This window comes from Streptomyces sp. RB17 (assembly GCF_009604455.1).
Lineage (GTDB): Bacteria > Actinomycetota > Actinomycetes > Streptomycetales > Streptomycetaceae > Streptomyces.
The window spans coordinates 267099-279675 of the sequence record NZ_WEGL01000005.1; the positions used below are offsets into that span (position 1 = coordinate 267099).

A 12577-nucleotide genomic window follows, 5' to 3' on the forward strand; every position below is an offset into this window, starting at 1 on the left:
GAAAGGAACACCATCGGTGACCGCACAACTCCTTGACGGCAAGGCCACCGCCGCCGTCATCCGCCGTGAACTCGCCGAACGGGTAGCCAAGTCGACCGCCCTCACGGGACGTCCCCCGGGCCTCGGCACCGTACTCGTCGGTGACGACCCCGGCAGCCACGCCTACGTCGCCGGAAAGCACCGCGACTGTGCACAGGTGGGCATCGCCTCCCTGCGGCGCGAGCTGCCCGCCGACGCCACCCAGCGGCAGGTCGAGGAGGTCATCGACGAACTCAACGCCGACCCGGCCTGCACCGGCTACATCGTCCAGCTCCCGCTGCCGCGCCACCTGGACGCCAACGCCGTCCTGGAGCGCATGGACCCCGCCAAGGACGCCGACGGACTGCACCCGGTCAACCTCGGCCGGCTCGTCCTCGGCGTGGACGCCCCGCTGCCGTGCACCCCGCGCGGCATCGTCGAACTGCTCTGCCGTTACGACGTCCCGCTCGCCGGAGCGCGGGTGTGCGTCGTCGGCCGGGGCATCACGGTCGGACGGCCCATCGGACTCCTGCTCACCCGCAGGTCCGAGAACGCCACCGTCACCCTGTGCCACACCGGCACCAAGGGCCTGGCCTGGCACGTACGCGAGGCGGACGTCGTCGTCGCGGCGGCCGGCTCGCCCGGACTGATCACCAAGGACATGCTGCGCCCCGGCGCGGCCGTCCTGGACGTCGGCATCACCCGCACCGAGCACGGGCTCGTCGGTGACATCCACCCGGAGGCCGCCGAGGTCGCCGGATGGCTCGCCCCGATGCCCGGGGGAGTGGGACCCATGACCCGAGCCATGCTGCTCGCCAACGTCGTCGAGGCCGCCGAGAGGAACGCGACCACCGTATGAACGCCCTGAACACGCCCCTGGCGGAGCTGGACCCCGAGGTCCACGAGGCCCTGCGTGCCGAACTGCACCGCCAGCAGTCCACCCTGGAGATGATCGCCTCCGAGAACTTCGCGCCCACCGCCGTGATGGAGGCGCAGGGCTCGGTCGCGACCAACAAGTACGCCGAGGGCTATCCCGGCCGCCGCTACTACGGCGGCTGCGAACACGTCGACGTCACCGAGCGGCTGGCGATCGAGCGCGTCAAGTCCCTGTTCGGCGCCGGCTACGCCAACGTCCAGCCGCACTCGGGCGCCCAGGCGAACACCGCCGTGTTCTTCGCCCTCCTCAAGCCCGGCGACACGATCCTCGGCCTGGACCTCGCGCACGGCGGCCACCTCACCCACGGCATGCGCATCAACTACAGCGGCAAGATGCTCGACGTCGTGCCCTACCGCGTCTCCGAGGCGGACAACCTCGTGGACATGGACGAGGTGGAACGGCTCGCCAAGGAGCACCGCCCCAAGATGATCATCGCGGGCTGGTCGGCGTACCCGAGGCAGCTGGACTTCGCGGCCTTCCGGCGGATCGCCGACGAGGTCGGTGCCCTCCTCATGGTCGACATGGCCCACTTCGCCGGCCTGGTCGCCGCAGGACTGCACCCGAGCCCCGTCCCGCACGCCCACGTGGTCACCACCACCACGCACAAGACCCTCGGCGGTCCACGCGGGGGAGTCATCCTCACCAATGACGCCGACCTCGCCAAGAAGATCAACTCGGCGGTGTTCCCGGGCATGCAGGGCGGCCCGCTGGAGCACGTCATCGCCGCGAAGGCGGTCTCCTTCAAGGTCGCGGCCTCGCCCGAGTTCGCCGAACGCCAGGCCCGCACCCTGGCCGGCGCCCGCATCCTCGCCGAACGCCTGACCCGGCCCGACGCGGCCGCGGCCGGCGTGAGGGTCCTGACCGGCGGCACGGACGTCCACCTGGTTCTCGTCGACCTGCGGGACTCCGAACTCGACGGCAAGCACGCCGAGGACCTGCTCCACGAGATCGGCATCACCGTCAACCGCAACGCCGTCCCCTTCGACCCGCGCCCGCCCATGGTCACCTCCGGCCTGCGCATCGGCACCCCGGCCCTTGCCACCCGGGGCTTCACCGAGGCGGACTTCGCCGAGGTCGCCGACGTGATCGCGCTGGCCCTCCAGCCCGAGCCGGACGTGGCCGCACTGCGCGCCCGCACGGAGGCTCTCGCGGCCAAGCATCCGCTCTACCCGCACCTCTCGCACGACGGAGACGCCCGATGAGCCCCCGCACCCCCGGCGCCGACCTGCCCGACCACCCGGACTGGCTCTGGCGCACCCCCGAGCCCAAGCGGTCGTACGACGTCGTGATCGTGGGCGGCGGCGGACACGGCCTGGCCACCGCCCACTACCTGGCCAAGAACCACGGCATCACCAACGTCGCCGTCCTGGAGAAGGGCTGGCTCGCGGGCGGCAACATGGCCCGCAACACCACGATCATCCGCTCCAACTACCTCTGGGACGAGAGCGCCGGCATCTACGAGCACGCCCTCAAGCTCTGGGAGGGACTGGAGGAGGAGCTCGACTACCCGATCCTCTTCTCCCAGCGCGGCGTGCTCAACCTCGCCCACAGCCTGCAGGACGTCCGCGACAGCGTGCGCCGGGTCGAGGCCAACCGGCTCAACGGGGTCGACGCCGAATGGCTCGACGCTGAGCAGGTGAAAGAGGTCTGCCCGATCGTCAACACCTCACCCGACGTGCGCTATCCGGTCCTCGGCGGCACCTACCAGCCGCGCGCCGGCATCGCCAAGCACGACTACGTGGCCTGGGGCTTCGCCCGCTCCGCGGACGCGGCCGGCATCGACATCATCCAGAACTGCGAGGTCACCGGGCTGGACGTGGCCGACGGCCGGGTGGTCGGCGTACAGACCACGCTCGGTCCGATCGCCGCGGGCAAGGTGGCCCTGTGCTCGGCCGGCCACACCTCGGTCCTCGCCGCCATGGCGGGCATCGAACTGCCGCTCCAGAGCCACCCGTTGCAGGCCCTGGTCTCCGAGCTGCTGGAGCCGGTGCACCCGACCGTGGTGATGTCCAATGCCGTCCATGTCTACGTCAGCCAGGCGCACAAGGGCGAACTGGTGATGGGCGCCGGCATCGACGCCTACAACTCCTACACCCAGCGCGGCGCGTTCCACATCATCGAGGAGCAGATGTCGGCGGCCCTGGAACTCTTCCCGGTCTTCGCCCGCGCCCATGTGCTGCGCACCTGGGGCGGCATCGTCGACGTCAGCCCCGACGCCTCGCCCATCGTCGGCCTCACCCCGGTCGACAACCTCTACCTCAACTGCGGCTGGGGAACAGGCGGTTTCAAGGCCACCCCGGGTGTCGGCTGGGTCTACGCCCACACCATCGCCCACGACGCCCCCCACGCCCTGAACGCCCCCTTCTCGCTCGACCGTTTCACCACCGGCGCGCTCGTCGACGAGCACGGCGCGGCCGCGGTGGCCCACTAGGGAGCCGAACCATGCTGCTCATCCCCTGCCCGTGGTGCGGGCCCCGCGACGAGGCCGAGTTCCACTACGGTGGCCAGGCCCACGTCCCGTACCCCGAGGACCCCGCCGCCCTCACCGACGAGGAGTGGGCGCGGTACCTGTTCTTCCGCGACAACCCCAAGGGCCCGTTCGCCGAGCGGTGGAGCCATGCGGCGGGCTGCCGCAAGTGGTTCAACGCCGTGCGGAACACGGCGACGAACGAGATCCTCGCCGTCTACAAGGTGGGGGAGTCGCGTCCGCGGACGGTGGAGCGACCTGCGGTCACGCCTCATCCGGCTTCGTCCGTATCAGCCCGTCTCGGGGCACCCCCTCTGGGGGAGCTCGAGGACGAGGCCGTTCAGGCCGAAGGAGGGTCTGGGGGTGCAGCCCCCAGCGGGGTCGAAGGGGCAGAGCCCCTGGAGGAAGGGACGGGCAGGGGCGGCGGGGGCGAGACACTCCGCACGCGCACCGGCGGCCGCATCGACCGCGGCACCCCCCTCACCTTCACCTTCGACGGCACCGAATACCAGGGATACCGCGGCGACACCCTGGCCTCCGCCCTCCTCGCCAACGGCGTCATCCAGGCCGGCACCAGCATCAAGCTGGGCCGCCCGCGGGGCATCTTCTCCGCCGGCGTCGAAGAACCCAACGCCGTCATCCAGATCGAGGAACCCTTCCCCGAGCCGATGCTCCCCGCGACCACCGTCGAGCTGTACGACGGCCTGGTCGCGAGCAGCCTCCCCGGCCGGGGCCGCCTCGCCACCGCACCCGACCCCGCCCGCTACGACGCCGTACACGCCCACTGCGACCTGCTGGTCGTCGGCGCGGGCCCGGCCGGCCTGGCCGCGGCAGCAGCCGCAGCGAAGAGCGGCGCCCGCGTCATCCTCGCCGACGATCAGCCAGAGCTCGGCGGCAGCCTCCTCGGCACCGGCGAACTCCTCGACTGGGCCGACGAGATCGGCGCCCAGCTCGACGCCGCGCCCGAGGTACGCGTCCTGCGCCGCACCACCGTCTTCGGCCACTACGACGACAACCACCTCCTCGCCGTCGAGCGCCGCACCAGCCACCTCGGCGCCGAGGCCCCGGCGAACGTCTCCCGCGAGCGCGTCTGGCGGATCCGCGCCCGGCACGTCGTCCTCGCCACCGGCGCCCACGAGCGTTCGCTGGCGTTCGGCGACAACGACCGCCCCGGCGTGATGCTGGCCTCCTCGGCCCGCGCGTACCTCCGCCGGTACGCCGTCCTGCCCGGCCGGCACGCGGTCGTGTTCACCACCAACGACAGCGCCTACGCCGCCGCTCTCGACCTCGCGGCCGCGGGCGTGGACATCGCCGCGATCGTCGACACCCGGACCGAACCGGGGGAGTGGGCCGAGCGGGCCCGGTCCGCCGGGATCGAGGTGCTCGCCGGACACGCGGTCACCGGCACGGAGGGCGCCGAGCGCCTCACCGGAGTGAGAGTCGCGCCGTACGGGGAGTCCGCCGGGCAGCGGGAGTTCGCCGTCGACCTGCTGCTGGTCTCCGGCGGCTGGAACCCGGTCGCGCATCTGTTCAGCCAGGCGGGCGGCAGGCTCCGCCACGACGAGGAGATCGGCAGCTTCGTCCCGGACACCGCCCGTCAGGCGGTGGAGGTCGCGGGCAGCGCGAACGGCGCCTTCGACCTCGCCACCGTCCTCACGCAGGGCGCGGCAGCCGGCGCCCGCGCGGTCGAGGCGGAGGGCTACACCGTGGAGGCACCCGCCCTCCCGGCCGTGGCCGCCCAGCCGCACACCCCGCCCATGCAGGTCTTCACCGTCCCGGCCGACATCGGCGCCCCCCGGTTCGTCGACCTCCAGCGCGACGTCACGGTGGACGACCTGGCGCGGGCGACCGGGGCGGGCCTGCGCTCGGTGGAGCACACCAAGCGCTACACCACCGCCGGCACCGGCGGCGACCAGGGCAGGACGGCCGGCGTCCTGGCCAGCGGGGTCGTCGCCGAACTTCTCGGCGTGGACATCTCGGCGCTCGGCCTGCCCACCTTCCGGCCGCCGTACACCCCGGTCTCCTTCGCCGCCCTCGCGGGGCGCGACCGCGGCGCGCTGAGCGACCCGGTCCGCACGACGGCCCTGCACGAGTGGCATGTGGCGCACGGCGCGCGGTTCGAGAACGTCGGCCAGTGGAAGCGGCCCTGGTACTACCCGCAGGACGGCGAGGACATGGAGACCGCCGTGCTGCGCGAGTGCCGCGCCGCCCGCGAGGGCGTGGCCTTCATGGACGCCTCCACCCTCGGCAAGATCGACGTTCAGGGCCCGGACGCGGCGCTCTTCCTCGACCGGCTCTACACCAACATGATGAGCACCCTGAAGGTCGGCATGATCCGCTACGGCGTGATGTGCCGCCCGGACGGCATGGTCTTCGACGACGGCACGGTCATCCGGCTCGCCCAGGACCGCTTCCTGGTCACCACCACGACCGGCAACGCGGCGGCCGTCCTGGACTGGATGGAGGAGTGGCTGCAGACCGAGTGGCCCGAACTGCGGGTCCACTGCACCTCGGTCACCGAGCAGTGGGCCACCGTGGCCCTCGTCGGCCCGAAGTCCCGCGCGGTCCTCGGCTCGCTCGCGCCCCGGCTGGCCGTGTCCAACGATGACTTCCCGTTCATGGCGTGGCGGGAGACGACCGTCGCCGGCATCGACGCGCGCGTCTGCCGGATCAGCTTCTCCGGCGAACTCGCCTACGAGATCAACGTGTCACCGTGGGACGCCCTCGCCCTGTGGGAGGCGCTCTACGAGGCCGGTGCCCCCTACGGCATCACCCCGTACGGCACCGAGACCATGCATGTGCTGCGTGCCGAGAAGGGCTACCCGATCGTCGGCCAGGACACCGACGGGACGGTCACCCCGCAGGACCTCGGCATGGGCTGGGCGGTGTCGAAGAAGAAGCCGGACTTCGTCGGCAAGCGTTCCTACGCCCGCGCCGACACCGTCCGCCCCGACCGCAAGCACCTCGTCGGGCTGCTCCCCGAGGACCCGGCCGTCTTCCTCCCGGAGGGCACGCACCTGGTCGCCGACGGCGAACTGCCCGCCCCGCCGGTGCCGATGCTCGGTCACGTCACCTCCAGCTACCGCAGCGCGGCGCTCGGCCGGACCTTCGCGCTCGCCCTGATCAAGGGCGGCCGGGACCGGATCGGCGAACGCCTCTACGCGCCCGTCGGCGACCGGCTGGTCCCGGTGACCGTCGCAAGCCCCGTCCTCTACGACCCCGAGGGAGCCCGCCGCGATGGCTGACACCGCCCTGACCGCACGGCAGCGCAGCCCGCTGGCCGACGCCGCCCACCGCCTGGCCGCCGCGACCCGCTCCTCCCGGGGCGCGATCCGGCTGGCCGAACTCCCCTTCCTGGCACAGGTGAACGTCCGCCTCGACGCCAAGGGCCCGGCAGCGGACGCCGTCGGACTGGCCCTGGGACTGCAACTGCCCCTGGAACCCGACACCGTCGTGCACGCCGGGGACGTGACCGCGGTGTGGCTCGGCCCCGACGAATGGCTCGTGGTGGGCCTGCGCGGCACCGAGCGGGACCTGGAGAGCCGGATCCGCTCGGCGGCGGGGGACGAACCGGTCTCCGTCACCGACGTCTCCGCTCAGCGCACCACACTCCTGGTCGGCGGCCCCCGTGCCCGCGACCTGCTGGCCCACGGGTGTGCGCTGGACCTGCACCCGCGTGCCTTCGGCCCCGGCCGCTGCGCCCAGACGGCGCTGGCCCGCACCCAGGTGGTCCTGGTGGCCCGCGACGAACCCAGGGCCGGTTTCTGGGTGCTGGTGCGCTCCTCCTTCGCCGGCTATCTGGCGGACTGGCTGCTGGACGCGGCCGTCGAATACCGGTGAGCCGCCGGGCAGGGCGGCACACATGACCCGGCGGTGCCGGGCCGACACGGACGGTCGGCCCGGCACCGCCGTTCCATACCCACCGGCCCGGCCGGCCGCCTGCCGAAGAACGAGCACGAGAAGGGCTCCCAGCCGTGCGCGACATCGTCCCCCTCGCCCGCTTCGGAAGCCTGGTGGCCGGTGGTCTGCTCGATGTCACCAGCGATCCGGCGGCCCTGGACTCGTCCGGGTTCTGGGCTGTCTGTGCCGATTTCGAGGGTCGGCTGACCTGTGCGCGTTTCGCGGAGGTGCGTGAGGAGCCGGTGCCCGCGCCGGTGCCGGGCGGGTGGCGGGGGCCGGCGGTGGGGGACTGGGCGTCGTCCCTGGACCGGGCCGGGTACACGGCGGGCGTGCGCCGGATACGTGAGTACATCGCGGCCGGCGAGGTCTATCAGGCGAACCTGTGCCGGGTGCTGTCCGCGCCGGTCGGTGCCGAGGCGGACGTGGATGCGCTGACGGCGCTGCTGGCGCGTGGGAACCCGGCGCCGTACGCCGGGACGGTGCGGCTGCCGGGGCACGGTGTGGAGATCGCCACCGCCTCGCCCGAGCTGTTTTTGCGCCGGGTCGGGCGTGTCGTGGAGTCGGGGCCGATCAAGGGCACCGGGCGTACCGAGGCGGACCTGCTGGAGAAGGACTACGCCGAGAACGTGATGATCGTGGACCTGGTGCGCAACGACATGGGGCGGGTCTGCGCCACCGGCAGTGTGACGGTGCCCGATCTGTGTGCCGTGGAGAAGCACCCGGGCCTGGTGCACCTGGTCTCCACCGTGCGCGGCGAGCTGCGCGCGGATGCCGGCTGGGCCGAGCTGCTGGCCGCGGCCTTCCCGCCGGGCTCGGTGACGGGTGCGCCCAAGTCGAGCGCCCTGAGGATCATCGAGGAGCTGGAGGCGGCCCCGCGCGGGCCGTACTGCGGTGGTATCGGCTGGGTCGACGCCGACCGGGGCGTCGGTGTGCTGGCCGTGGGCATCCGCACCTTCTGGATCGACCGCGGTGCGGGGGTGCTGCGCTTCGGCACGGGCGCCGGGATCACCTGGGGCTCGGACCCCGAGGGGGAGTGGCGGGAGACCGAGCTGAAGGCCTCCCGGCTGCTCGCGGTAGCGGCCGGCCGGCGAACTCCCGTGGACGCATGGGCGACTTCTTGACAACGGTGGGGGCCGACCTCAGACTGACGTTGCGCTTTGCGCACTAAGTTTCTTAATACGCACCGAGGTGGTCCTGATGATTCCCGTGTGCCCTCTCGCCGATCTGCCCCGAGGCGAGGCGTTCCGGCTCGAGAACGACCCGCCCGTCGCCGTGTTCCACACCGAGGACGGCGAGGTCTACGCGATCGACGACACCTGCACGCACCAGGACGCCTCGCTGGCCGACGGCTGGCTGGAGGGGTGCGAGGTCGAATGCCCGCTGCACGCTTCGAGGTTCGATCTGCGCACCGGCCGCGTGGACGCCCCGCCGGCCCGGCTCCCCGTGCGCACCCACCAGGTCCTCGTCGAGGACGGCATGATCTACGTCAAGCTCTCCGACGCCCCGCCGAATCTTCCGCCCTCCTGCGTCGCCGCCCGGCTCGGCGGCGTCCCGGTCGCCGGAGGCGGCGCGTGAGGACCGCGGCGGTCGTCGGCGCCTCGCCGGCCGGGGCTCGGGCCGCCCGCGCGCCGCGCACCCGGGGCCACGGCGGACGCCTCGGCGCGTCCGAGCCGCCGCGACCGCCGTGCGTCCGGCCCGATCGGTACGGCGCAGGCCTCCGGTTCGCTGCAGGTGCGTCCGGACGCGGCGGCGTGGCCACCGAGAAGGGGGCGGCGGACGGCCTGTGCCGCCTCGCCGGTCACCGGCAGCCGGCCGTAGCGGCGGCGCGGGGGGCGGGGTTCCCGTGAACGCCGCCGCCTGTGCCACCGTCTCGACCGGCCCCGGAACACCGGACGTTCATCCGCACGGGCTGCCGCGGCCGGGTCGGACGCTGGTCATGGGCGTCGTGAACGTCACGCCGGACTCGTTCTCCGACGGCGGGCGGTCGTTCGCACCGCAGGCCGCCGTGGCGCACGGACTCGCCCTGCTGGAGCAGGGAGCCGACATCGTGGACGTGGGCGGCGAGTCGACCCGCCCCGGCGCGGCGCGTCCGCCGGCCGAGGAGGAGCTGCGGCGCGTCCTGCCCGTCGTCCGGGAACTCGCGGCGGCGGGCGCCACCGTCAGCGTGGACACCATGCGGGCCGAGGTGGCCGCCCGCGCCCTCGACACCGGTGCCCGGATGGTCAACGACGTCTCGGGCGGACTCGCCGACCCGGCGATGCTGCCGCTGATGGCCCGGGCGAACACGCCGTACGTGCTGATGCACTGGCGCGGCCACTCCGCCGGCATGCAGGCGAACGCCCGCTACGACGACGTCGTCACCGACGTGGTCGACGAGCTGCGGCTGCGAATCGATGCCGCGCTGGAGGCGGGAGTCCCTCCCGGCTGCCTGGTCGTCGACCCGGGGCTGGGCTTCGCCAAGGCGCCCGGGCACAACTGGGAGTTGCTGGCCCGGCTGGGGGAGGTGCGCGCGCTGGGCCGTCCCGTTCTCGTGGGTGCCTCCCGCAAGTCGTTCCTGGGCCAGGTGCTGGCCGATCCGGCGACGGGCCGACCGCGTCCGGCGTCGTCGCGTGACGCCGCGACCACCGCCGTGTCCGTCCTCGCCGCCGCGCAGGGCGTCTGGTGCCTGCGCGTGCACGACGTGGGCTCCACCCTCGACGCCGTACGGGTGACGGCCCGCTGGGGTGCCGAGACGGCGGCCACGGTGCCGCTGCCCCTGCAACGCCTGGGCGTGTGAGGGCGGTTCCTCGTCACTGCGACGCTGGGACCAGGAGGGGATTCAGCCCACGTACCCCATCCGGTGGCTGATCTCCTCCGCGCCCTTGAGTAGCAGGGGCGCCAGCTCGTGGATGCGCTCCGCGGTGAAGCGGTACGCGGGACCGGAGGCGCTGAGCGCGGCGACGACCTCGCCGTGGTGCGCGCGGATCGGGGCCGCCATGGCGTGCAGTCCGACCTCGAGCTCCTCCAGCGTCACCGCGTACCCGCGCTCCCGGGCCTCCGTGAGGTCCTTCTCCAGCTTCGTCCTGGCGGTCAGGGTGTGCGGCGTGAGCTTCTGCAGCCCGGAGGCCGCGAGCACCTCGGCTCGCTCCGTCGCCGGCAGACAGGCCAGCAGGATCTTGCCGCTGGACGTGGCGTGCACCGGGGTGAGTTGCCCGACCCAGTTGTGGGTGCCGACGGCGCCCGGGCCGCGCACCTGGTAGAGGTTGACGGCGTAGTGCTCCTGCAGGACGGCGATGTTGACGGTCTCGCCGATCTCCTCGCTGAGCCGCTCGCACACCTCCCGGCCCTGCTGCGTGATGTCGAGACGCCCCGTGACCGCGCCGGCCAGGCGCACGATCCCGAAGCCCAGCCGGTACTTGCCGCGCTCGGCCGTCTGCTCGACCAGTCCGCGCGCCTCCAGCGCCCCGAGCAGGCGGAACGCGGTCGACTTGTGGACGTCTATCTCGACGGCGACCTCGCTGACACCCGCCTCCCCGCGCCGGGCGAGGATCTCCAGGACGCTGACGGCGCGGTCGACGGACTGCACCCCGTTCACCGCCGGAGCCGTTGTTTCGCCATCTGCGGTGTAGTTGCCCATGGCGCAACTATACGCAGACCCAGGGTGTCGCGAAGGGCCTTCGTGACCGGTTGAGGGGGACCCGTTGGCCCTGCGCGGCCGACTGTCCCCCGTACCTTAGGGCTGCCCGTTCGTCAGCGGAAGACGACCGTGCAGTTGCCGTTGGTCAGTACACGGCTCTCGCTGTGCCACTGCACGGCGCGGGACAGGACCCGGGCCTCGACGTCGCGGCCCATGGTGACCAGCTCGTCCGGGGTGTGGGAGTGGTCCACCCGGACGACGTCCTGTTCGATGATCGGGCCCTCGTCGAGGTCGGGGGTGACGTAGTGCGCCGTGGCTCCGACGAGCTTGACGCCGCGCTGGTGCGCCTGCACGTACGGCCGGGCGCCCTTGAAGCTCGGCAGGAAGGAGTGGTGGATGTTGATGGCCCGGCCGTCGAGCCGCTTGCACAGGTCGTCGGAGAGGATCTGCATGTAGCGGGCGAGCACCACCAGGTCGATGCCGAGCTCGTCGACGAGCTCCAGCAGCCGGGCCTCGGCCTCGGCCTTGGTCTCCCGGGTCACCGGAATGTGGTGGAAGGGGATGCCGTAGTTGCGGGCCAGCGGCTCGAAGTCGCGGTGGTTGGAGACGATCGCCGGGATCTCGATGTTGAGCGAGCCCGTGGACCGGCGGAAGAGCAGGTCGTTCAGGCAGTGGCCGAACTTCGACACCATGATCAGGGTGCGGGTCGGGGTCGTGGCGTCGTGCAGCTGCCAGGTGATGCGGTACGCCTCGGCGACCGGCCCGAAGTCCGTGCGCAACTGCTCCAGGGTCGTTGCCGGATGCGAGACCTCGAAGTGCACCCGCATGAAGAAGCGGTCCTGCAGGCGGTCGTCGAACTGCTGGCTCTCGAGGATGTTGCCGGAGTGACTCACGAGAAAGCTGGTCACGGCGTGGACGAGGCCGGCCCGGTCGGGGCACGAGAGGGTGAGGACGAACTCGCGGCCGGGCTGCGGGCGAGGGGACATGACATCCTCCGTAAATGCGTAATACGCAACGCTGAGAGTGATACGCAACATCGTCCGGTGTAGACGGCGGCGGGTCAAGAGGCTTGTTCCGAAGGGAGCTAGAAGATGCGCCATGTGCAACAAGTGGGCCTCGGGGTCAGCCGAGATGGCCGAGCCGGCCGGAGATGTCCCGGGCCGCGGTCCGCACCAGGGCGGCGACCTCCCGCAGCCGCTGCGCGGTCAGCCGGAAGGACGGGCCCGGGGCGCTGAGCGCGGCCACCACCTGCCCGTTGAACGCGACGACCGGCGCGGCCACCACCGACGCGGGCGGCCGAGGCCTGTTCCTCGTCGCCCGGTTCGCCAGCCGCTGGGGAGTCCGGTACACCCCTCGCGGCAAGGTCATCTGGTGCGAACAGGCACGGGAAGCCGCCGGGGGCGGACTCGAGGACATGGGTGACGCCCCGCTGGACCAGTGGGACGAGCCCGCCCTCTGAGACCGGGCCTCGCCCCCTCCCACCGCCACTCTGTTGCACATCGCGCAATTTTCTCCGCCATAGGAGACCGGGACGCCCCTTCCTCTTGACAGTCGTCCGAAGCGGCCGAAAGCATGTTGCGCATAACGAGTTTGGTTGTGTCATTCGAGACAACCGTGAAAGACAGTTTCTTCGGGGAGC

General features: G+C 72.3%; 11 protein-coding genes and 1 pseudogene. 9 read left to right on the plus strand and 3 right to left on the minus strand.

Annotated features, from left to right (window positions below):
- The first annotated feature begins 16 nt into the window (after positions 1–16).
- From SRB17_RS22930 to folP, 8 genes are all read left to right on the plus strand, one after another.
- The gene (locus SRB17_RS22930; RefSeq protein ID WP_323376118.1) at positions 17–877 is read left to right on the plus strand and encodes a bifunctional methylenetetrahydrofolate dehydrogenase/methenyltetrahydrofolate cyclohydrolase; all 861 of its coding nucleotides are present in this window, start codon (positions 17–19) and stop codon (positions 875–877) included.
- On the plus strand, positions 874–2157 hold the full coding sequence (gene glyA, locus SRB17_RS22935) for a serine hydroxymethyltransferase (protein WP_153541733.1): 1284 nt from the start codon (positions 874–876) through the stop codon (positions 2155–2157). Before SRB17_RS22930 ends, glyA begins: the two co-directional genes overlap by 4 nt.
- Complete coding sequence (locus SRB17_RS22940) at positions 2154–3386, plus strand: sarcosine oxidase subunit beta family protein (RefSeq protein ID WP_153541735.1); 1233 nt, start codon at positions 2154–2156, stop codon at positions 3384–3386. Before glyA ends, SRB17_RS22940 begins: the two co-directional genes overlap by 4 nt.
- Before the next feature lie 11 nt (positions 3387–3397).
- Complete coding sequence (locus SRB17_RS22945) at positions 3398–6667, plus strand: sarcosine oxidase subunit alpha family protein (protein ID WP_153541737.1); 3270 nt, start codon at positions 3398–3400, stop codon at positions 6665–6667.
- The gene (locus tag SRB17_RS22950) at positions 6660–7262 is read left to right on the plus strand and encodes a sarcosine oxidase subunit gamma (RefSeq protein ID WP_153541739.1); all 603 of its coding nucleotides are present in this window, start codon (positions 6660–6662) and stop codon (positions 7260–7262) included. The genes SRB17_RS22945 and SRB17_RS22950 overlap by 8 nt, the downstream gene beginning before the upstream one ends.
- A gap of 134 nt (positions 7263–7396) precedes the next feature.
- The gene (locus SRB17_RS22955; RefSeq protein WP_323376119.1) at positions 7397–8443 is read left to right on the plus strand and encodes a chorismate-binding protein; all 1047 of its coding nucleotides are present in this window, start codon (positions 7397–7399) and stop codon (positions 8441–8443) included.
- 73 nt (positions 8444–8516) lie between these two features.
- On the plus strand, positions 8517–8897 hold the full coding sequence (locus SRB17_RS22960; protein WP_194294131.1) for a bifunctional 3-phenylpropionate/cinnamic acid dioxygenase ferredoxin subunit: 381 nt from the start codon (positions 8517–8519) through the stop codon (positions 8895–8897).
- Between the two features lie 361 nt (positions 8898–9258).
- Positions 9259–10098, plus strand: a complete 840-nt coding sequence (gene folP, locus SRB17_RS22965) for a dihydropteroate synthase (protein ID WP_153541743.1) — start codon at positions 9259–9261, stop codon at positions 10096–10098.
- A 42-nt stretch (positions 10099–10140) separates the two neighbouring features.
- Here folP and SRB17_RS22970 read toward each other — a convergent pair whose 3' ends face one another.
- The 3 genes from SRB17_RS22970 to SRB17_RS48095 all read right to left on the minus strand — a co-directional run bounded on the left by SRB17_RS22970 (position 10141) and on the right by SRB17_RS48095 (position 12183).
- Positions 10141–10938 (minus strand): IclR family transcriptional regulator, encoded by a 798-nt coding sequence (locus SRB17_RS22970; protein WP_153541745.1) that lies wholly within the window; start codon positions 10936–10938, stop codon positions 10141–10143.
- Between the two features lie 113 nt (positions 10939–11051).
- On the minus strand, positions 11052–11924 hold the full coding sequence (purU, locus tag SRB17_RS22975; RefSeq protein WP_153541747.1) for a formyltetrahydrofolate deformylase: 873 nt from the start codon (positions 11922–11924) through the stop codon (positions 11052–11054).
- 136 nt (positions 11925–12060) lie between these two features.
- Positions 12061–12183 carry an IclR family transcriptional regulator C-terminal domain-containing protein gene (locus tag SRB17_RS48095; protein WP_194294103.1) on the minus strand — a complete coding sequence of 41 codons (123 nt, stop codon included), beginning with the start codon at positions 12181–12183 and terminating at the stop codon, positions 12061–12063.
- A 28-nt stretch (positions 12184–12211) separates the two neighbouring features.
- On the opposite strand from SRB17_RS48095, the pseudogene SRB17_RS45505 reads away from it, so the two are divergent.
- Positions 12212–12397, plus strand: a pseudogene (locus SRB17_RS45505) (ATP-binding protein); the annotation flags it as partial.
- Positions 12398–12577: the final 180 nt, after the last annotated feature.

Excerpts from the sequence above, each read along its gene's own strand:
- folP (WP_153541743.1), top strand. The coding sequence starts at position 9,259 with ATGGGCGTCGTGAACGTCACGCCGGACTCGTTCTCCGACGGCGGGCGG.
- SRB17_RS22945 (WP_153541737.1), top strand. The coding sequence starts at position 3,398 with ATGCTGCTCATCCCCTGCCCGTGGTGCGGGCCCCGCGACGAGGCCGAG.
- glyA (WP_153541733.1), top strand. The coding sequence starts at position 874 with ATGAACGCCCTGAACACGCCCCTGGCGGAGCTGGACCCCGAGGTCCAC.
- SRB17_RS22950 (WP_153541739.1), top strand. The coding sequence starts at position 6,660 with ATGGCTGACACCGCCCTGACCGCACGGCAGCGCAGCCCGCTGGCCGAC.
- SRB17_RS22940 (WP_153541735.1), top strand. The coding sequence starts at position 2,154 with ATGAGCCCCCGCACCCCCGGCGCCGACCTGCCCGACCACCCGGACTGG.
- purU (WP_153541747.1), bottom strand. The coding sequence starts at position 11,924 with ATGTCCCCTCGCCCGCAGCCCGGCCGCGAGTTCGTCCTCACCCTCTCG.
- SRB17_RS22970 (WP_153541745.1), bottom strand. The coding sequence starts at position 10,938 with ATGGGCAACTACACCGCAGATGGCGAAACAACGGCTCCGGCGGTGAAC.